Raw genomic sequence first — 22789 nt, forward strand, 5'->3', positions numbered from 1 at the left:
CAAGATAACCCATGAGTGATGCACTAACTATTTCACCGCAAAAACCTCAAAACAGCGCTTTTGATTTTGAAGAATTAAGAAAGGTTGGAGTTGGCCATATTGAAAAAACTGCATCCGCTCTCTGGACGGATTATAACGTACACGATCCGGGTATTACTACGCTTGAATTGCTTTGCTATGTAATTACCGATTTAAGTTACAGAACAAATAATACCATTCCCGATTTATTGGCCACACCTACCGATACCAAGGCCAATATCCTGAAACATTTCTTTTCGGCAGGCCAGATATTCCCTAACAAACCGGTAACTATAAATGATTATCGTAAACTGTTAATTGATATTGTAGGCGTAAAAAATGCATGGTTGCAAAAAAGAACCATTCCTATCTTTGCCGATATCAGCCTTAAAAAACTACAGTTTACTCAACCTTTGAGTTTGAAATGGGAACCGGTAAATGTGCAGGGTTTTTATGATGTGCTTATTGAGTTTGACACTAACGTAGCCGAAACACTTAAACAAGGTATTAAAGATAACGTTAGAAAGGTGCTGATGCAAAACCGCAACCTTTGCGAAGAATTTTTATCCATAAGCGAAGTTGACCGGCAAGAATTTAGAATCTGTACTGAATTGGAACTAAAGCCCGGTGCGGACCCTTTTGATGCCGTTGCTCAACTTTTTTTTAATATTCAACTATACTTAACACCACTAATAAAATTTTACTGGCTTAAAGATCTGTTGGCGCAGGGGTACACTTCTGATGTGATTTTTGAAGGGCCTATGCTTATTCACGGTTTTATTAAAGAAGATGAACTGATAAACGCCGGCCTGAAAACAGAAATTCATTTATCTGATATCATGCAGCAAATATTGAATGTTGATGGCATAATTAATATTCTTGATATCATTTTTAATCCCTTGGATCAGGCTACCGAATTGCCAAATAAATGGATAATTCCGGTAGCTACCGGAAAACAACCTTTAATCAATATTCTTGATTCCAATATTTTGATCTATAAAAACGGAATCCCGTTGCGGCCGGATATGAATATCATTAAAAGCAGGTTTGATAAGTTGATGAGCGACTTCATAGTTGGCAATGACAAAGTATTAACCGAAGATATTACGTTTGATACGGGCAGCTTTATAGATACAGGCAATTACTATTCTTTTCAAAATCATCTGCCCAAAAACTACGGAATAAGCCATTGGGGCTTGCCCGGCGATGCTACGGATGAACGAAAAGTGCAAGCAAAACAATTGCAGGGGTATTTATACTTTTTTGATCAGCAATTGGCCAACTATGCTTCGCAGCTTTCACATTTGCCTAACTTGTTTTCGGTAAACCAGGAATCAAGTACCTATTTTACACAAGTAGTAAAAAGCTTTAAAGATGCCGATACATTATTTGTAAACAAAAATACAGTAAGTTCAAATGTTCAATCGGCTGCCGAGGACAAGCCTACTTATTATAAACGGAGAAATTTATTTTTGGATCATTTGCTTTCGCGGTTTGCCGAATCGTTTTTTGATTATGTGAATGTGCTTTATTCCGGCTTTACCTCAAATCCTAAGGATGTAATAAGCCCGGCAGTTGTAAATCCGGATGATATTATTCAGGATAAAATTGATTTTCTTAAAAATTACCCCGAATACAGTTCTAAACGGTTTGGCGGATACAATTACACCGATGGTAGTAAAATATGGGATACGGATAACATAAGCGGCCTGGAGAAACGATTAGAACGTTTATTGGGTTTTGATAATATTACCAGGCGCAACCTAGTGAATTTATTTACGCTTATTCAGCATGGCTTAAATGCTGCTAATAAAGATGAATACTGGTTTCGGATTATGGATTACCGTACCGGCAAAATTCTATTGGAGGGGGCTCAAAAATATCCCGGACAGGAGGAAGCCGTATTTGATCTTGATGATGCACTTACTTTACTTTATACTCCTTCGGCTTTAAAAATTGTTACAAATGCCGATGGCACTTTTTCATACCAGGTTTTAAATGCTGCTAAAATAATTGGCACCAGCGTTATAAAATATGCATCTGCGAATGCTGCAAGTGTTGATACTATAAAGCTGGTTTCGTTAGTAACAAAGACCAGGGCAGAAGAAGGTATGTTTTTAGTTGAAAACACGTTGCTTTTACCGAGTCAGGATGATCAGCCGCCCGCAAGTCCGCCATTATCACCACCAGCAGCATCTTATAATGGCTTTTTGCCAATTTGTGTTGATGATAACTGTAAAGACTGTGATGACAAAGATCCCTATTCATTCCGCATCGGTGTTGTTTTACCGGCTTATGCACCACGTTTTCTTAATCTTGGTTTCAGGCAATTTAGCGAACAAACTATCCGGATGGAGGCTCCGGCCCACGCTTTTGTAAAAATATGCTGGGTTAGCAACGAACAGTTGGTGGAGTTTCAGGATGCTTATAAAGATTGGCTCCGGGTAAAGGCGGGGCAATCTGTTGATGTTGGTAACGTTAAATTAAATAGGTTCATAGCAATTTACACAGCGCTAAAAACAGTATACCCTGTTGCACGCCTTGAGGACTGCAAAAGCACCGAAGAGCGTACACTTTTTTTATTGAATCAAAACGCATTGGGAACACTTAAAACATAAAATTATGGGTAACGTACTCGACAACATAAGTAAAGACAATACCCGCTTTACTATTTTTGAAAACGACCAGGTTTTAACTGCCGATCAGTTAAATGATTTATTTAATTACCTGGATGTGCAAACCCGGTTAACCCGTACTCAGGCAATCGGGGTTGGTATAATTACGGGTTTAGAGATAGGGGTGCTGAGTAATAAGCACCTGGTAGTTTCAAAAGGAGCCGCCATAACCACAGATGGAGATCTGCTACTGTTTCAAAACGACCAGGAGTTTGATCAGTATGATACCTTTGAGGATAAGAATGCAAAGTACTCCTACTTTCATCTGGATACAGACCAAACTATCCCAATGTTTCTGCTTAGCAACAGCCAGTTGGTGGGGGCAACTCCCGGTAAAAACTTATCAACGCTCGAGGATACAACGGGCACGGTGTTTAAAGATTATGTGGGCATACTTTACCTGGAAGATTATGATAACGATCCGGATCTGTGTACAGGAACTGATTGCGATAATAAAGGCATGGTAGCTGTTAAGGATCTTAAGGTTTTGCTTGTTCATAAAAACAATGTGCGTACGCTTTTGCAAAGTATGCCGTCAATGAACAAGGATTATTTCGCGCTTGATGATCTAAGCATCCCCAGGGTAACAATCAGCACAGCAATTGATACCTACGCCGAACTGAATGCCTCTTTTAACAATGTACTGGCGGTTAAGGATGATATAAAGAATAAATTAACAAAGGCCTACCAGGTATGCCAGCTTATAGTAGAGGATGAGTTTGACAGCGGCGACCCAACCACAAACTGGGGTACCTTGCTTGATCAGTATTTTACCGCTGCTACAACCACATCTACCCAGTATGTATATGATTTTGCCAGGGATATAAGCTATGCTTATAATGAAATGCGCGAAAGCCTTTTTTCTGACGATATGCTAAGCTCTCCGGATGTTGACCTGTTTCCAAAACATGTATTGCTTGGCCTGGTTAGAGATGCAACAGTAAAAAATCCAATTATTACTTTGCCTGGTGTGGGCGGACCAACTGGTATCGGGCTGCCAATAAGGGAATTGCCACCAATTAACACTACTGCAATAAATAATTTGCTAAACCCGAGGGCTGCTTTACTCAGCAATATACGTTTTAATATAGGCGTTCTCATTCGCAGGTTTACCCCGGTATTAATTGATCTGGAATACCGTCACCATTTTTATGAGTCACCTATCTTAAACAATAATGATGAATCTGATGAGCTTACCCGGTTTTGCTTTAAGCGGATACATAGCATGATCACTAATTTTAAAGTGCCCACTGCCACCGAGCTTCAAAACCTTGACCAGGGATTTAAAATTACACCAAGCTTTTATGAAGATGCTGAATTAGGTAAACGAAGTATTCCTTTTTACTATAGGTTCAATCCAAATTTACCATTAAACCTTTACTGGAATTTTAAAGCAAATAACCGCAAAAGGGAAAATAAAATACTTTCTTATTCGGCCAGTCAATATGCCCCAAATGATGCCGCAACTTTTAACCCGTTATTGTTTAATATTCTGCCCTATAACTTTTTCAGAATTGAAGGGCACATAGGGTTTAAATTGCCCGATGTTGAGGCTGCACTTAATAGAGTGATCTTAGCTAATAACTTGCCAATAAATATTCAATCTGTTCAGGTTGAAAAGAAGCTGGAAACCATACCCGGCAGGCCATGGTATTTTCCGCATTTATATATGTATGAAAAATCAATAAAAAGCACTTTTAATGATAGGTTGGATAATGCCGATATTGTAAATGATAACCTTCAGGCTAAAGATCAAACGGTGCCTGTTACCGAGTTTAAAACAGCAAAACAAAGCGTGCTTGATAACAGCCTTGAAATTGCTAACCCTAAATTTAATATGCTGAGTTACCGTGCTGCCATATCCAATGTAGTCACCGCAGCAAGCAACGTAAAAGCTCAAACTAAACAATATACCTTTTCAAATGCAGCAATTCCTCATGATTTTATTCTAAATTCTGATGTTATCAGGAAAACAGATGTTATTTCGGGTATTTACCAGGACTCCGTTGTAAAGAAAAAAACAGGGCTTATGCTGGGTAACTTTATGAAAGACAATCCGGGGCTTGAGCATGCCGGCGGGGTTTTACGCGGAGGTACGTTTGTATTGGTATATACCGCCGATGATCAAAATGTAATAGCAGATTTTATGTTACCATACGCCAGCATTGATAAGGATGTAGTGCCAAACCCGCCGATTTACACGCCGTTGCCCTTGCCACTACCAGAAGGGATACCGTTTATTCCTAAATTTCCAATTGATAACGTATTTGAGCTTAAGCCAACTTATGTGAAACATTTTGAAGCCAATATACTTCCGTATGCCAAGGAAGCCGAACTTGATGGTGTAGTAAGCCAAAAAGTAGCATCTACAATTGATCTTAAAATGGCTGTCACCAATGCCAGAATTGATGGCATAGCTCCGCAGATAGCAAGCTTTAATTCCCGGTTGGATGACAATTCGGGGCTATTTAAAACCGTTTTGAGTAAGGGTACTCTTAACACCCTTCCAACTGGCGGTTTAACTTTTGGCACCCAGAATCTTACCGCCGATGTGACAGATCTTCGTCAAAAACAACTTGTCTTACAGCAACTTGCGCCTGAAGATCCTACAAGGGCAGAAAAGGAAACAGAGGTCTTAAAAGCAGCGGATATTGTAACGACGAAATTAAATGATCCATCAGTTGCGGCTGATCCTAACAACGCCGAAGCGGTAAAAAGCGTTTTAGCTGATGTGCATGGAGCTACAAGCCTTGTTCAGGATGCTAATTTGCAGCAACAGGTATCCGCGATAACTACTCGAGCTAATGTTATAACCAGGAGCTTTATCAGGTAATTGTGGATGGGGATGTAATAATTTGTAAGCAAAAGATCAGGATACAAGCCTGTAATGAAAAACTTGCGTTTAGTTGTAGTCAATATATCAATGAAATAGCCAATACAGAGCTGCCAAAGATGTTTGAGCGGATCTTTCATCAAACTGTTCGATCAGACAAAGTTTTAAAAATAGATTCAATTAAAATTGATATTGGATCATTAGCCGGAGATGAGTTTAACGATAACTTTATAAGAATAGTCGAGCAAAAGATCATCAACGAGCTGGTAAAGCAATTTGAGGCAAACCCGCAAAATACACAAGCTCCGGAATCTGGAGGAAACGACCAATGGGCACAGCATGAGCCGGCAGCTTCTTTACAATATGTTTCCCAAAGGCAACAAAATAGCTCGGCACTATTTTACTTTTTAGAAAACGGGAATTACCCCTGGTGGTATAAAAAAGAGCAGAGACAACCCCCTGCCGAACTTCTTGCCGCTCTGGATGCTGCCGAACAAAGTAACCTCCTGCTTAAGCTCATATCCAAAGCACGTAACTCATCAGCAAAAGATGTTGAACAGTTGGTAAAACGCCTGGTTAATCATCTTGATGACTCTGCTTATAATAATTACATCGATCAAATTGTAGGCTTATTTAACAACGCCGCATTTAAGGTAAATGTAGATATACTCCTTAATCAGAAAGAGCAATTTATATCCATTTTCGGCATCACATTAAAAGTATTTCATGAACAGGTGCTAAGCTTTGTTTTGCTACATGCTGATGAAGGTAATTTCTTTAAAGCATTTTTAAACCAATTGATGAGTTTGTTTCCGGTTACTAAAAATGAAATAACAAACAGGATCAATGCGCTTGATTTAAACCTGGCTTTCCATGAGTCATTAAAAGGAAATATTGATACCCTAAATGGATCGGGCGATTCTTCTGAAACGTTGCTCAATCAAAAAAAAACAGTAAGTAGTAGCCAACCCGATAAATATGATTTATATATTGAAAATGCAGGCCTGGTTTTGCTTCACCCGTTTTTACCAGCTTATTTTCATGCATTGAAGCTTACTGATGAAAATGATCAGTTCATATCTGCAGAAGCGCAAACCAAAGCAGCTGTACTACTTTACTATCTGCAAAGCGGTGATGAGAATTATAAAGAATGGGAAATGGCGCTGAATAAAATCTTATGCGGACTGCCTGCCAGCGAAGTTATTGTAAACGGCATCGGGCTAACTGAAGAAGAAAAGGAAGAGTCAAGGTTATTACTCCAAACTGTGATTGGTTATTGGGAAGCCTTAAAAGGATCAGGGATTGCAGCTTTACAAAATACCTTCATTTTGCGGGAAGGAAAGGTAACCTATAAAGATGATTATTGGTTGATACAGGTTGAACGAAGTGGCTTTGATATTTTACTTGACCGCCTGCCCTGGGGTATTGGTACAATAAAACTTCCATGGCTTAAAGAGTTAATTTATTGCGAATGGTAAGTGAATCCCCGGTGCTAAATAAGGATGCGTATCATTTAAACGCGTCAGCCCTGCTTGATGAGATCACCTGGTTTCAAAATGTACTTCAGGCGCGCCTGGAGGGGTATTGGGGTGAAGCATCAGCAACAGATTTAGTTTATAGTATCCCCCCGCCTGAGTTATCAGCGGGGCGCTCTGTTTATTATGAGTTTGTTGATTTTTACAAACTAACATTTTCTGAAAGATTGGTACTAATGCTTGCATTATTGCCACATATTTGCCCGCAGGTGCTTGATGTATTTTTTACCCGCAATCAAACTAAAGATCGCGGTAGTACTGAGTTTGGGGGTTTGAAAGGAACAGCACACAGCGGCTTTTTGCCAACCGGCGAAACAGCTTTATTTTTGCTTGCTGGCAATGACCTCAGTAAGCGTTTTAAGGCTCAGCAAATATTTGATACAGATCATTTATTTAGGGTTCATAATATTTTGTGGCTGGCTTCTTCGCCGGCAAATGAGCCCATATTTAGCGGGCAGCTATTGATTAATGACGAGTACGTAGATTTGTTTACCAGTGGCACACTTCGCAGGCCATCGTTCAGTATGGATTTTCCTGCCAAAAGGATCACCACAACCCTTTCCTGGAATGACCTGGTGCTTGAAAGGCACACCATGGAGCAGTTAAATGATATAAAGATTTGGTTGGAGCATGGTAAAACACTCATGAACGAGTGGGGAATGAAAAAGCAATTAAAACCAGGGTATAAAGTATTGTTCCACGGACCGCCGGGTACGGGTAAAACACTTACTGCCGGGCTGTTTGGTAAACTTGCAGGAGTTGATGTATACCGGGTTGATTTATCAATGGTTGTTTCAAAATATATTGGCGAAACCGAAAAGAACCTCGAAAAGGTATTTGTTAAAGCGGAACACAAAAACTGGATATTGTTTTTTGATGAGGCAGATGCACTATTTGGCAAAAGAACAGCCATTTCTGATGCTCATGACAAATATGCCAACCAGGAAATAGCCTATCTGCTGCAACGGCTCGAAGACTACAACGGCCTGGTGATATTATCATCAAATATGCGCAGCAATGTTGATGAAGCTTTTGGTCGCAGATTGCAATCCGTTATTTATTTCCCTGTACCCAAAAGTCATGAACGCCTTTCACTTTGGCAAAATGCGTTTAGCACTAAAACCACATTATCAGATGATCTGGATTTAAGTGCCATTGCCGATAAATATGAAATTGCGGGCGGTTCAATTATAAACGTTGTTCAATATGCATCACTTATGGCCCTGCATCGTGGTGAAAGTGTAATACGTCAGCCTGACGTATTAGAAGGTATAAGAAAAGAATTCAGAAAAGACGGAAAGACAATTTAAAAAGGAGGGAAGTATGTTTGCTACAGTTAAAAAAACAGGTATTCAATCAGGCCCCGGATCATATAACAATGAGAAAACAACCATAGGGAATGATCTTTCTGTTCAACCTAAACTAACGGTCGGAAGTTCTGATGATCATTATGAAAAGGAAGCTGACTCAATGGCCGACCACGTGATGAATACACCCGACAATAACTTTATCCAACGTAAATGTGCTGAATGTGAAAAAGAAGAAGAAGTGCAAAGGAAACCATTGGCCGGCGATGTAACACCACTGATTCAGGCAAAAGGAGACGGAGGTGTTGCTGTAAACGAATCGACCTCAAATTCAATTAAATCGTCTTTAGGCAAGGGTGAAGCTCTTGATCAGCAAACAAATTCATTTATGAGCAAGCGTTTCGGTCATGATTTTAATAGTGTAAAAATCCATTCAGACGGCGAATCGGCGAAACTTAGTAACGATTTGCATGCAAAAGCGTTTACTGTAGGAAAGGATATATATTTTAATCACGGCCAGTATCAACCAAACTCAAACAACGGCAAATATTTGCTGGCCCATGAATTAACGCATACTCTTCAACAGAGCAACAGCGCTCAAAGAGTGCAAAAGTTAGATCTTTCGCTGCATTCATTTAGCAAAGGTACATGTGGCGAACGAAATGTTCAATGGGTATTTGCATTGAGCAGTCCAGCACCGGATGATGGTTACCTTGTTCAACATATCAGATCATTAGAAACCAAGGCCGATTGTCCGTCGGATATTAGTTATACAGAATTATCGCCGAAATTAGAGTTTTGGGAAGCCTGGAAAATAAATAAAGGTGATAAACTTGACTGGACAACTGTTAGAGATGCCTGGACCGATGGAAGCACCAGACCGGCGCAGCCTAACACCAGCGGAACACAAACTTCTTTAGGAACCATTAAATTTTTTACCAAGGCTGTAACGGGAGACCTCGGCGATTTTAATGTTGCACCCGCCGGAAGTAGCAGCTGGGGACCTGGCAAAGAGCCAACAAGCGGCGCCTTACCCTCAACTAAATCCGAACCTTCATGGTTTAACGGTGCTGCAACAGAAGGGCCATCTTCGCGCTGGGCAAGTTCCTGGTGGAATTGTTGCGGTGAAGAAAGTAAACATTTTAATAAAGTTGATTCAAAGCCATAAATGGAAAATGTAATAAGCCAGGCAAAAGAACTCATAAGTAAGTTAAAGTCCTGGAAAGACGGGAATTTTACAGACGCAGACTGGGCCTTATATTTTGAATGCGCCCTGCTTATACAAAAAATGGATTCGCATGATATTATTCATCTTTTTGAAAATGAACGTGTAGTATTTACGCATAAGGATAATAATGATGTGTTACAATCACGGCTGTTTATTCTTTTAAGAATCATTTTTGATTTACCTGTCCACGCAGATATTTCATTAAGGAGATCTTTTAAAGGCTGGGAAAACTGGCCCGATGAAGACGAAGAAAAGCGAGTAAACCTAAGTTGGCCGGTTAATTGGAAAAATGGTCAGCCTTATATCGAAGATTCTTACCAGGGCTCAATGGGTAAACCCTATGCTTTGATAGATGAATTTAACTACTTCAAAAGCTTATTTAAGTATCGGAAGATCTGAAAGGTTTTAACCGGTGCGGCCTTATATCGCCAGGTGATGGAGGATAATATGATTTGCATATTGCGTCACTGTTTTAAAATTGTATTTTTTCTTAGCTATATAATTTCATTGATATTTTGTGAAGGAAGTTGCTGTTTCAGAACCCGTTACTACTCCTGCTGTAACCGTACAGCAGCAAGATTTGCCACAAAACGATGTGTCGCGTGAGGGAAATGTGGCTGGCCCGTGCCTTCAGGCTAAATTAAGTGTTGGCGCGCCTGATGATGCGCTTGAACATGAGGCTGATAATGTTGCAGACAAAGTGGTGAATATGCCAGAAAATTCATTTATTCAGCATAAAACCCATTTTAGTGAGGGAGGAAAAGCACAGCTTAGCCCACTTACAGGATCTATACAAAAGAAAAATGATATCAGTGGTACTGCGGTGCCTGGTGATGTAGGCCGGCAAATTGAATCATCTAAAGGTGGTGGTAATACCATGGATGAGGGAACTAAAAGCTTTATGGAAAGCCGTTTTGGAACCGAATTTTCTGACGTTAAAATTCATACGGGAGCTGAATCGGGCCAGCTTTCAAAAGCATTAAATGCACAGGCATTCACCGTAGGAAAAGATATTTATTTTAACCAGGACAAATATAATCCTGGTACCGATAGCGGCAAAAGGTTGCTGGCCCACGAGCTTACCCATACTATTCAACAGGGAGATGTGCCGCAGTCAGTTCAAAGAGATACAGATGTTGTTAATATGCCGCCTATGACAATAACTGCGGGAATGCCAGATACAAGTTCATTAACTACACCGGTTCCGGCTGGTAGCATGACAGCAAGCAGACCTCAGGCGGATATTGAGTTAAATAGCCAGTTACCAGAAACTGTTTTACCTTTTACAGCCGGCGGATGGGATGGAAATGATATTGCCAACAAGCTGGGGCAGTATGATCGTATGCCGGGTACCGATAGTGATACCGTTCGTTGTGTGCAGGCAGTGGCATTAATGAGCCATATTTTAATGGGGCCGGCTGCTGCAATAAGTTACCTATCTGCAATCTCGCTGCAGGGGCTTTTACAGGCGCCCCAAGTTGGTACAAGGGAACGAACTGCCATGAGAGTCATTGATTTTGTTAAATCAAGAATTACAAACAGGCAGGCTACTTATGGTAATATGTATTGGGCAATGGAGGCAGTGCATGACCTCTTTTTTGCTGATAATGCCGGTACACCTGCGGCAAATGCCAATACAGTTCGTAGCCAGATAACCCCAAGTCTTGATTTGTCTCAAAATATGGTAAATATGGATGTTTGGTGCAATAATAGGGCCGAGGTGTTAACCCAGGCATCCTCACTCAATCCAGGTGAGCAATTAATGCTAAATACGTGGGCAGTAAGCTTTAATTCAACGTTTGATATGGCAGGTTTGCCAACTACACAACAAACTGGTACAATTACCCAGGTTGATGAACAGGGCCGTAATCCCAGAAATGTATTTATAAGAAGGATTGATGCATCGCATAAGCCCAGGGCAAATCAAATAGACAATAATAGAGATAGTAAAGCAGGGCACCAGATGCTTATTTATAAAGATTCGGCAGATAGTCACATAAAAATGTATGAGCCGGAAATAACAACATCTGGTAAGCATTCGTTCGATCTCACGGCAGATCCTTCTGTAATTGATACTTCACTCTTTAGTGATCAGCCCAGTTTTGAATTATACCACTATGTTCAAATTTGGGGTAAAATTGTTCCATCTTCCTTAACCACTCCATTTAATCCTTAATTAACATTTAAAGAACAAAAATTTTGGAGTTCTTTAAATATTTATGCGGCCTGTATCTTACAGGTTAAATGGGGAGTTAATTCTATTGTATCTTCTTAATACAAAATATTTTAGTGAAGGAAAGTGCAGTTACTGAGCCCGTTTCTACCCCTGCTGCAATAGTTCAGCCACAAGGCTTGCAGCAACATGACGTATTACCTGTTGAAACCGGGTCCGGTTTATTTTTTCAGGCTAAGCTAAGTGTGGGGGCACCGGATGATCCGCTGGAAAAGGAGGCGGATGATACGGCTGATCATGTTATGCGTATGCCGGAGTCATCATTTATCCAGCGAAAATGCGCTCATTGCGACGAAGAAGAAAAGATCAATAGAAAGGAAATTACATCAACTCCACAATTGGTACAAAGGGACGGTGAAAATGGAGAAACTCCACAGCCACCAGCGCCATCACCACAGCCACAACAAGCTACCCCGCCTGCTCCGCTTCCTTTTCATTTAATAAATCCTGCAGAACTTCAGCTGCGTGTACCTTCATTACCCCGGATTTCGCTTTTTCCAACAAGGCTGCCATCTACAGGGGTAACCACACTTTCCATGTCAGGTTCTCCTGCAATCGCTGCGCCGGCCAATGCTATTGACTGGTTTGCCATGAACCGCCCTTTTTGGAACAGGGGCGCCGGACAGATATCGGCCGGTGATTACAGCGCCATTGAAACCCATTGGAATTACTCCTTCCAATTTTTTCGCTCTATTGGTGCTTCTGCCGGCCATGCAACTTTCTTCTCAAATTTGCTTGTTCCCATGGCTATTGATTCTTCATTGCAAAGGGATAATCCCACCTGGTGGGAAACCACTGATCGTGAATTAGGCACATCATCAAAAATTATAAGTCCAACTTTACTTCGTTTTGATCTTGATAACCTTTTTGGTACCATAAGGCCCATCTGGGATCCGTCCAATCCATACCAGATCCAGCGGAAAAGTGAAGCATCAGCTCCCGGGGTTGCCAGTGAAAATACAACTTCTCAGATCAACTCTTCCAAAAATAGCGGTAGCCCGATGCCTGAACGTACCCAAAGCTTTATGGAAAGCAGGTTTGGGTATGATTTCTCAGATGTAAGGATACATGCGGGTAACGATGCGGCAAATATGTCGCGAGATCTGAATGCAAAGGCCTTTACAGTAGGCAATAATATATACTTTAACCGTGGAAATTTTTCGCCGGATACATCTGAAGGAAAACAACTGCTTGCACATGAGTTAACCCATACCTTACAGCAGGGCGGAAGCAGTGTAAAAAAGAAACAGGTGCAGGGGAGTGTTTCCGAAAGCTTACGAACTAATCAAACGGAATCGTTTATTCAGCGAAAATCAAACCATGCTGAGGCTGCACAGTTAGAAACAAGTTCCGCATCTCAAACCGAAATTAAGCCCGATGTTGTCGGCCAAAAAAGTATAACCGGCTCGCACACGGGTTATGCTGCTCCGCCACCTGATAATACACCAGAAAAACCAACTTCAACCGAAAATATAAATATCCAAAAGAAAGAAGATTTTAGTAGTATGGGTAAATTTAGCACCCGAGCCAATTTTCTGCAATCACAAGCCATTCAAACAGATATTGAGCCTAGAAGCATCCCTGGGGTTAATTTCATCCAACGAAAATGCGCCGCATGTGAGCAGGAAGAAAAAATACAACGTAAAGAATCTACGGGATTTTCTGCTGCAATTCAGCAACCTCAGCCAGTTGCAGGTGTCAATAATGTCTCAAATGCCCCCAAACAGCATATTCAGCGAAATTCCATTACTTCCGCGTTGGGTAGTGCCTGGGATGCAACCGGTGGTAGAGTTGTATCCGCTGTAGGCGATGCGGCATCGAGCGCAATTGAGTGGGTTGAAGACCAGGCCGAAAGTATCATTGAAAGAATTGCTCCTGGTTTACTTGATTTTTTGAGGGGCGATATTATTGATAATATTAAGAATTTGCTGGCGCGTGCTGTGGATGCTGCAACCGGTGGTTTATTCAGCAGGTTACAGGCCGAAGGTTTGCAGGGCATACTTGAGGATTTTATAAGCAGCTTGATTGATACCGTTTCAGGAGGTGTTGAACGGGGATGCCAGGCTTTTGCTGTACTGGCCCAAAAGATACTTGATTTTATAAGATCGCTTGGTGGTGCAGCCCTGCAGCGCATCCGCGCTTTTTTTCAGCAGGTTGGCAGTTTGCTATCTTCTTTCTGGAACAACTTTGCCCTGCCAATATGGGATGCTATTAAGGCTGTGGCCGGCACCGTTTGGGAATGGATTACCAGTACGGCCGCCTGGTTATGGGAATTGATAAGGCCCATACGCGAAACTATTGCACGAGCCTGGAACTGGCTGATGCGGCAGTTTGGTATTGCCTGGCGGGCAGGGGGCTCTGTACTTGACTGGATAAAAGGAAAGGCAGAGCAAGCCTGGAACTGGCTGATGGAAGCCATAGAGCCAATTAAAACCCCGCTTATGGTTATTGGCGGCATATTGCTTATGCTATCGCCATTGGGGCCGGTTGTAGCAATAGGTGCCGGTGCCTATGCTATTTATCGTGGAGTTCAATGGGTTCGTGCCAATTGGAATAGTGAAGTTTTTGTTCGCTTCAGGGCATACCTGCAGGAAAATATTCTTGATGTAATAACCGCCGGAATTGAAACACTTAAAGATAATGTTGTTGGGGCCTTTAACTGGGTGGCAAATACATTACTATCACTGCAGGAACCAATAGTCACGCTTCTTGAAAATATTGGAGCTATTGCTGTCTTCCGGTTTATACAACGGGGTATTCAAAGTTTTGCAAACACCATTAGGCGGGTAGTAACCTGGGCCGGCGCAAGGCTTACCGAAATTGGGCACCACATTATTAACGTAGCCCGGGATATATGGGAGTTTATTCGCCCATATGCAGAAATTGTTGCCAAACTGACTTTCCTGCTTATGAACCCATGGCTAATTCCTATTGTATTGGCAGCCTGGGCCTGGAGGGTATTACCAGATTGCTTTAAACCGCCTATCATCAATTTTGTGATCCAGATTATGATAAGTGCGTTGCAGAATTTGCCAAACTTTAAGCTCTTTGGCGATACCTGGCCAGGTGTTAAGTTGCAAATTATTCAATTTTTGCAAAGAACCCTGGCAACTGAAGAAGAAGAAAAAGTTGCTGCTACAAATAGGGTAGCTCGTATGGTTTCGGAACTTGACCTGGAACTAATTAGTAATCAGATTCAAGCTGCACGTTTAATGCCAGGCGAATTTGAAGGGCAAATGGAAGAAGAGCTTTTAGGAGCTGATTTAACAGCTCCATTACCATTTGAAAGAACTGAAGAACCTACGCTGATACAGCAGGTGCAATCATCAGGAGTTGAAAGTGAAATTGCTCCCGAGGATATGAGCTTATTCCAAAAAAGCACGTATACACAAAGTGATATAGACGTTGACCAGGTAGCGCCGCTTGAGCTTGAACCTGAACTGGTCCAATCGATTTTACGGAGGACCGGTAGTATTGGAGGCGAGGTGGAATTTGGCAACTCAACAGACGGTACAAGAACTGTTCATGATATATTGGGAGGAATGCTCCCTCAAGATGGAGCTTCGGGTGCCGGGGGGGCAGGTATTCCGGCCGTAGGAGCAGCCCCGGATTCGGGTGATGTTGCCCAACCTGCCGTTGATGCGGCTCCGCAAGGCCCTCCACTATCCCGCGAAGAAGAAACTGAAAGCCGACTCCAGGAAATGATGGCCCAGAGTGAGCAAAATATGCTTTCGCAGGCCTGTAACGCATCCCAGGAGCATGCGGGCGGACAGGCAGAAGCAGCAACACCATTTCCAGAATCTGCTAAATTTGGTCCCCTCAGCCGCGGTCAGCGTGCACGCTACACTTTAAACCAAATGTATACCGGTTTACGAAGGTGGTTTAACTGCAATAGCAGCTGGCTTATCCCAACTATTATTGGGACTATTGTATTATTGGTTGTTGCCGAAGTTTTAACCGGCGGCGCGGTTACTGCTGCATTACCTGTTATCATGGAAGCGATTACAACCATTATGATTGGCGTGGCTGTTGTAAGAGGGGCTTATTACCTTGGTGAATATGTTTATAAATCCATAGCTGGTGACATTATAGGAGCAGCAAAATCGTTAGCGCGTTCAATTGCTGTTGCTGCCGTTGAAGCCATTTTTGCACTGCTTGGTAGTGATGCGTTTTGGAAATCATTAAAGTCTGGCGCGGCTGCTGTTGGGCGGGTAGTAGCGCGCGCCGGTCGTGCAATAGGGCGTGCTTTTCCAACACTTGGCAGGGCCGGAAGAGCCATCTTATCCTCCATTCACGCAGTTGTTGAAAGGGGCCGGTTGATTATGCGCGGAATAGGTGAGCGCGCCGGCAGAGGTATGAAAACGTTGGATGAATTTGCTGAAAGATTGTTTTCACGAGTTCGTTTCAGAAGGTTCAGGATCAGGTTTGAAAGGCGGAGGTTTCGACTTGAAGGATACATTAACCCATGGATACTGCTGGCAACAGGCGATGTTGAATTTATTGAACGTGACGAGTTGCGTATTGTAGGCGCTGCTGATGAGACAGTGAGATTAGGAGACGATGTATTTATACGCGGGGGAAGACAAAGAGGGATTGTTGTTGGGGTTGAAAGCAACCCGCGCCAGTTTATTGACGACATTAATTCCTTATCACAAAATGCCAGGAGAGACCTGCAGCGCGATTTACGACGGGCAGGGAACAGGCAGGCGCGTCGTGCTGTTATTGAGATGCGGGAGAGTACTGCCGAGCTTAGAAGGGGAATTGCAGGCTTGCAACCAGGTAGCTTTCAGGCTCACCATGTTGTTCCCAGAGAGTTACGGACAACTTTTCAGGACTTGTTTGATAGGGTGATTCCGCCATTTAATATTGAAGATGGTTTGCGAAACGGTATCATGGTTCCGCCGGATGCTGCTACTTTAGCCGATGCAGTTTTAACCAACCCGAATGTTGCAACACAGTTTGGTAATAGTGCTTTTCACCTGGGATCGCACCCAAATTATACTTTACTGGTGGAAACAAGGTTAACTTCCATACGTTCAAGTTTGCATGCCGGAGCTATAACTCCAAGTCAGGCACGTGTATTAATAGATGATTTGATAAGAGATGCACGTGCAAGCATAAGAAATGGCGCAGGTGTGAGTTTAAATAACATAGTATTTTAATGATGATTTACAAACAACTTTTACCATGGGTAGATGAGGGCGTGTTAGAATTTAACGAGTTTGAATGCTCTGCCTCATTTAGTGAGAAAATGTATAAGGGAGTACCTATAAATGATGAGCCATCCCCAAAGGTTTTCATTAAAGACCCCTCCAAAAAGATACCCGATTTTTTATCCGGGATAGGAATGGTATTACCAGTTACTTCGGTTAAGGCTACAAACTTTTTTAAGGCATCAAGTGACGCAAAATTTATTCAGTTTATTAAACCTGAAATAATTAACTATGAAAAAAAGGATGAGTTCACTATTTTAAACATTTTGCAAGTACTTGACGCTTTAGATTGGGACAAATCAGATTATGACTTGTTTGATGAACCTGGTCCCCAAGGTAATAAAGTGATAAGGAAAATGAGAAAATTAATTTTAAAAGAAGATGTAATAAACGGCAGAAATATTTTTTACCTAAAGGAGTTTCCTGCTGTTGTTTATATATCTGAAGAACTTGAAAATGATATGATAAAATCCGGAATTAAGGATTTCAGAACCCTCCCTGTTTAAAAATCAAAGCATCCCATTTTTTACAGCCCTATCAACCAATTGTAAAATGTTTTTACAATTGGATCTGCTCAGCATGTTTCGCCGGTGATTATTGATGGTGTGGATACTTATATTAAGTTCCTCGGCTATCTCTTTACTTCCCAAACCTTTGCTGGCGAGTTTTAAAACATCAACCTCCCGTTTACTGAGTACATCATTGCTATCTTTTGAGTGGTAGCACTTATCTTCAATTACACACCTTTGTCCTTTTTCATCAAACTGCTCAATAAGATGGTTAATTTTTGAATCATTTTTAAAGTAAGTGATGTCGGTTAATGAATTAATTGATCCAATGGGTATCCGGTCATAATCGTTAAAAAGATAACGTGTTCGCTGAATTACAACAGACCAGGAGTTATTGAAATTTTTAATTCGGAAATTTGTAGTAAAAATATATTGACATTCATTATCCTTTAAATGGTGTGCTAAAAATGACATCTGATCGGGAAATATTTGCTCATTAAAAATGCTTAGATCTTCCTGGTTTCGAATTTCGTTCAAAAATGAGGGGGTTGTTTTAAATAGAAAATCTGAAGGATACCCAAGAAATTTATCCATGTTAAAAAGCCGGAAAGAATAAGTATGTTCTGTGTAATCAATAGAATATAAAGCAGAAGGGAATAAATCTTTGTTTAAAGATTCGTGGTCAAATTGAGATAATTCTGGCACTTCGGGAAAGTGTGTCCCATTCCTTTTTCGGGAATACTTTAAAAAATCATAGTAGGATGATTGATAGTTATCTTTCATGGCGGGATGATTTATGTGAAGGTTGGTAGTCGTTTTTTAATAAGGAAAATATATTTGCTTGTTAATCCATATAACTTTATTTTAAGTAAATATAGGGTTGAAATCTTTTTTGGTTGAACGTATAAATACGCAAACTTCTGCGTAGTAGTACCTAAGTTCATAAATTCTTCTCGCAATGGCCAAACCATCATGATCTTCACATATTACTTAGCTGCTTTATATATAAAACGTACCAATAATGTTTTAACATCGTGGCACATCTTCATCTTTCAACAGTACCGCTTAGGGTATCTACGTTGATTATAGATGAATTAAAAAGATGATACTTTTACTGGAAGGGCTTTCAAACAATTGGTTCGGCTATTATCGTCTTATGAAATACATCTTTCAACGTGATATAATCCTTTAAATGGCGAAAGATATTAGTTATAATTAATTAGATTTTTAGGTTATGCAATTTAATAAAAAAAATACTCAAGGTCAATACCTGTTTTATGATATTTAACTGATTATTATTTAATTAACGTATTAGATTGGGGTTTTGGAACGTAATACGCAACTGATTTTCCAATTCTGAGAACGGTAATTGAAAACCCCCGATTTACAGATTTAAAATAGCTAAGCCCACATTGAAATCATTTTCAATGTGGGCTTAGCTATTTATGTAAAAAGCAATTTGGTTATGTAGTTAATTTGCCCGTCATCCATTATTGGATACGGGCTTTTTAATTTTAAGAGTAACAAACTTTGAGATAGTTTCATATTAATCGTAACACGGACTATCATCACGCTTTTATAATGTATGCTTTAAACAGGCATAGGTTTAATTTTGATTATTGGTATTTTTTAAATATTTAATTATTCAGGAGTAGAGCCTGAGATGGTGCTTTTTCTTCGATTTTGGGCCGTTCAACTACAGAAAATTAACAGATGATAGCAGCATTTTATCCGGTTAATGCCCGGTGTTGGTTATTAGAGTTAAGTAATTGTAAATTCAAAGAGGATTAGAATAAATCAAGATGAAAGTTTTACAATAATCATTTCAAAAAAGCAACGTTTACTTACCCTTTAATATTAAAATTGTGCCAACCGCGATAAAAAGATCACTTACACCTGTCATCGTATTATTCCTAATCATGTGTGCATTTGCAGTTAATGCGCAAACCGGTGCTTCTGCCACTAATCTTTATGAACAAACCAGCGAAATTGCAGGTAAAATAATTCAATACGGGCAGGATATTAATGCTATCAAAGATTTTTACTCGCCATACAATGTAAATGAGCATGCCGAAGATCAGTACAAAATGAATGTACTTAATTCGCCCGAACAGCGTAAGAGGCTGGTTGAGGTTAATAACGATTATTTAAAGCAACTGCAGCAAACAGATTTTGAGTCGTTGAGTATTTACGGCAAGGTAGATTTCATATTACTTAAAAAGCGGATTGATTTTGAGTTGAATGATTTAAAAAAGGAAGAAGATAAGTATAGCCAGGTAACAAAATACCTGTCATTTGCTGATGATATTTACTTGTTAGAGAAAAAACGCCGCCGCGGTGATTTTGTGGATGGCGAAAAGGTGGCTGCCCAGCTTAACGGTATTCTTAAGCAACTTAAAGCAGATTCGGCAGTATATTCAAAACTTCCGGGTTTGGATATGCCATTGGCAAAAATTACCCGTGATGCCCTTATTGGTTTAAAAGGAAGGTTAAAGGATTTTTATGGATTTTATAATGGATATGATCCGGCGTTTACCTGGTGGGTGCCTGTACCATATAAAGCCCTTGACGTGGCATTGTTGAAGTATAGTGAATTGGCAAAGCGTAAAGGCAAAATAAATACAACTCAAAAACCCGATAGCAGCGGCATAAAAGGCGTACCCATTGGCCGCGACGCGTTGATAAGCCAGTTGCAGGCAGAAATGATCCCTTACACACCAGAGGAACTGATAAAACTGGCTAACAAAGAATTTGCCTGGTGTGATAAAGAGATGCTGAAGGCCTCGCAGGAAATGGGCTACGGCAACGATTGGAAAAAAGCGCTGGAAAAGGTAAAGAACAGTTATGTGCCTGTGGGCCATCAGCCAGAATTAATTGTTAAACTATATAACGACGCTATCAGCTTTATTAAAGAGCGCGACCTGATAACCATACCACCACTTGCCGAAGAAACCTGGGGCATGGTTATGATGTCGCCCGAGCGCCAATTGGTCAATCCATTTTTTACCGGCGGAAAGGAGATCAGTATATCGTATCCTACAAATACAATGGAGGCGCAGGATAAACTCATGAGCATGCGGGGTAACAACCCTTATTTTTCAAGAGGTACGGTACAGCATGAGTTGATTCCCGGTCATAACCTGCAATATTTTATGAATAGCCGTTATAAGGCCTACAGGCAGGATTTTACTACTCCCTTCGCTACCGAAGGCTGGGCCTTGTATTGGGAGTTGTTGCTGTATGATAAGGGTTTTGCCAAAACGCCCGAGGAACGGGTTGGTATGCTGTTTTGGCGTATGCACCGCTGTGCCCGTATTATATTTTCTTTAAACTATCATTTAGGTAACTGGACACCGCAACAATGTGTTGACTTTTTGGTGGATAGGGTAGGCCACGAAAAAGCAAATGCCGAAGGCGAAGTAAGGCGTTCATTTGAAGGTGGATATAGTCCGCTTTACCAGGTTGCCTACCTGCTGGGCGGATTGCAGCTGATGGAACTGAAAAAAGAAATGGTTGATAGCGGCAAAATGACCTATAAGCAATTTCACGATGGTGTTATAAAGGAGAACCTTATTCCCATAGAAATGGTAAGAGCCACATTAACTAATCAGCCTTTAAAAAAGGATTTTACTACCAGCTGGAAATTTTACGATTTTAACAAGTAAGCATCAATATTTACTCCCCTAATTTTTTAACACAGATCAAAGTTTTGCATGGATACCAATACATTAGTTAAATCGTCTACCACATTTAAACCATCGTTAAGATTAATTGATGCAACCATGCTGGTAGCTGGTAGCATGATCGGTTCGGGCATTTTTATTGTAAGCGCCGATATTACCCGTAACGTAGGCAGCGCGGGCTGGCTACTGTTTGTTTGGCTCATAACTGGTTTTATGACCCTCACAGCCGCTCTCAGTTATGGCGAATTAAGTGCTATGTTCCCAAAGGCCGGCGGGCAATATGTTTACCTCAAAGAAGCATATAATCCATTGGTAGGTTTTTTATATGGCTGGAGTTTTTTTACGGTTATTCAAACGGCAACCATAGCAGCCGTAGGTGTTGCCTTTGCAAAGTTTACAGCGTATTTAATACCGCAGCTTAGCGAAACACTGGTAGCCATTGATCTCGGCTTTATCACCATATCGCCTGCGCAGTTGCTTTCTATCCTGGTTATTGTACTGCTAACTTATATTAATACCCGCGGGGTAAATAGTGGTAAAATGGTTCAAACCATATTTACAATGGCCAAGCTGCTAAGTTTGCTGGGTTTAATTGTTTTTGGCTTATTCGCCGTAAAAGCGTCAGTATGGAATAGTAATTGGCACAATGCCTGGAGCATGCATAGCTTAAAGGCCGATGGATCAATTGCATCTTATACTACCCTTGCCGCATTAGGCGCCATAGCCTCGGCCATGGTTGGTTCCATATTCAGCAGCGATTCATGGAACAACGTTACTTTTATTGCCGGCGAGATTAAAAACCCGAAAAGGAATATTGGTTTAAGTTTAGCTTTAGGTACATTAATAGTTACGGTTATTTATATTTTAACCAATATCATGTACACAGGTGTGCTGTCATTACATGATATTGCCACAGCAGATAAGGATAGGGTAGGTGTAACGGCATCTCAACAAATATTCGGCAGTTCGGGTACAATTATTATAGCCCTGCTTATCATGGTATCCACTTTTGGTTGTAATAATGGGCTCATCATGTCTGGTGCCCGCGTGTACTACTCCATGGCCAAGGATAAATTGTTTTTTAAACAAGTTGGTATACTCAATAAAAACTCGGTGCCGGGCTTTGGCTTATGGCTGCAATGCATTTTTGCCTGTTTGTGGAGCCTTAGCGGTAAATATGGCGATCTGCTGGATATGATATCATTTGTGGTGGTAGTTTTTTACGTTTTAACCATTATCGGCATATTTATTTTGCGCAAAAAAATGCCCGATGCCGAACGACCTTACAAAGCCTTTGGTTATCCTGTTTTGCCTGTAATTTATATCATCATGGGGCTGGCCTTTTGTTTGTTGCTTATCAAATATAAGCCCACTTATACATGGCCTGGTTTAATTATTACCCTTACCGGCATTCCTGTTTATTACCTGATAAGCAGAACTAAACAGCCAACGGATAGTAGGTCAATCTGATCAATGATTAGCATCTGATCATAAACAAAACAATTATTATCAGTTGCTTTTTATATTGATAGGTATTCTTATTTCCATAATTCAC

At 40.9% G+C, this 22789-nt stretch carries 12 protein-coding genes; 11 read left to right on the forward strand and 1 reads right to left on the reverse strand.

Going from position 1 to position 22789, the window contains the following annotated elements; genetic code table 11:
* The first annotated feature begins 11 nt into the window (after positions 1-11).
* The 9 genes from AC1D0K_RS05080 to AC1D0K_RS05120 all read left to right on the forward strand — a co-directional run bounded on the left by AC1D0K_RS05080 (position 12) and on the right by AC1D0K_RS05120 (position 17548).
* Positions 12-2636 carry a hypothetical protein gene (locus tag AC1D0K_RS05080; protein ID WP_477392254.1) on the forward strand — a complete coding sequence of 875 codons (2625 nt, stop codon included), beginning with the start codon at positions 12-14 and terminating at the stop codon, positions 2634-2636.
* A 4-nt stretch (positions 2637-2640) separates the two neighbouring features.
* Positions 2641-5526 carry a hypothetical protein gene (locus AC1D0K_RS05085; RefSeq protein ID WP_477392256.1) on the forward strand — a complete coding sequence of 962 codons (2886 nt, stop codon included), beginning with the start codon at positions 2641-2643 and terminating at the stop codon, positions 5524-5526.
* Between the two features lie 2 nt (positions 5527-5528).
* Positions 5529-7004: a contractile injection system tape measure protein gene (locus tag AC1D0K_RS05090; RefSeq protein ID WP_477392258.1), complete on the forward strand. Its 1476-nt coding sequence runs from the start codon at positions 5529-5531 to the stop codon at positions 7002-7004.
* Positions 6998-8371, forward strand: coding sequence for an ATP-binding protein (locus AC1D0K_RS05095; protein ID WP_477392260.1), 1374 nt, complete (start codon positions 6998-7000; stop codon positions 8369-8371). The genes AC1D0K_RS05090 and AC1D0K_RS05095 overlap by 7 nt, the downstream gene beginning before the upstream one ends.
* Positions 8372-8384: 13 nt before the next feature.
* Positions 8385-9536, forward strand: a complete 1152-nt coding sequence (locus AC1D0K_RS05100) for an eCIS core domain-containing protein (RefSeq protein WP_477392262.1) — start codon at positions 8385-8387, stop codon at positions 9534-9536.
* Positions 9537-9995 carry a hypothetical protein gene (locus AC1D0K_RS05105; RefSeq protein ID WP_295721204.1) on the forward strand — a complete coding sequence of 153 codons (459 nt, stop codon included), beginning with the start codon at positions 9537-9539 and terminating at the stop codon, positions 9993-9995.
* A gap of 118 nt (positions 9996-10113) precedes the next feature.
* On the forward strand, positions 10114-11772 hold the full coding sequence (locus tag AC1D0K_RS05110; protein ID WP_477392265.1) for an eCIS core domain-containing protein: 1659 nt from the start codon (positions 10114-10116) through the stop codon (positions 11770-11772).
* A gap of 113 nt (positions 11773-11885) precedes the next feature.
* Positions 11886-16991 (forward strand): eCIS core domain-containing protein, encoded by a 5106-nt coding sequence (locus tag AC1D0K_RS05115; protein WP_477463012.1) that lies wholly within the window; start codon positions 11886-11888, stop codon positions 16989-16991.
* Complete coding sequence (locus AC1D0K_RS05120; protein ID WP_477392269.1) at positions 16991-17548, forward strand: imm11 family protein; 558 nt, start codon at positions 16991-16993, stop codon at positions 17546-17548. Before AC1D0K_RS05115 ends, AC1D0K_RS05120 begins: the two co-directional genes overlap by 1 nt.
* A gap of 3 nt (positions 17549-17551) precedes the next feature.
* Here AC1D0K_RS05120 and AC1D0K_RS05125 read toward each other — a convergent pair whose 3' ends face one another.
* Positions 17552-18334: a response regulator transcription factor gene (locus tag AC1D0K_RS05125; RefSeq protein WP_295721200.1), complete on the reverse strand. Its 783-nt coding sequence runs from the start codon at positions 18332-18334 to the stop codon at positions 17552-17554.
* A 1136-nt stretch (positions 18335-19470) separates the two neighbouring features.
* On the opposite strand from AC1D0K_RS05125, the gene AC1D0K_RS05130 reads away from it, so the two are divergent.
* Together AC1D0K_RS05130 and AC1D0K_RS05135 are read left to right on the forward strand one after the other, a co-directional pair.
* Positions 19471-21216, forward strand: coding sequence for a DUF885 family protein (locus tag AC1D0K_RS05130; RefSeq protein WP_477392271.1), 1746 nt, complete (start codon positions 19471-19473; stop codon positions 21214-21216).
* 48 nt (positions 21217-21264) lie between these two features.
* Positions 21265-22704, forward strand: coding sequence for an APC family permease (locus AC1D0K_RS05135; RefSeq protein WP_477392273.1), 1440 nt, complete (start codon positions 21265-21267; stop codon positions 22702-22704).
* Positions 22705-22789: the final 85 nt, after the last annotated feature.

The sequence above is a fragment of the Mucilaginibacter sp. P1_A3 genome (assembly GCF_056406855.1).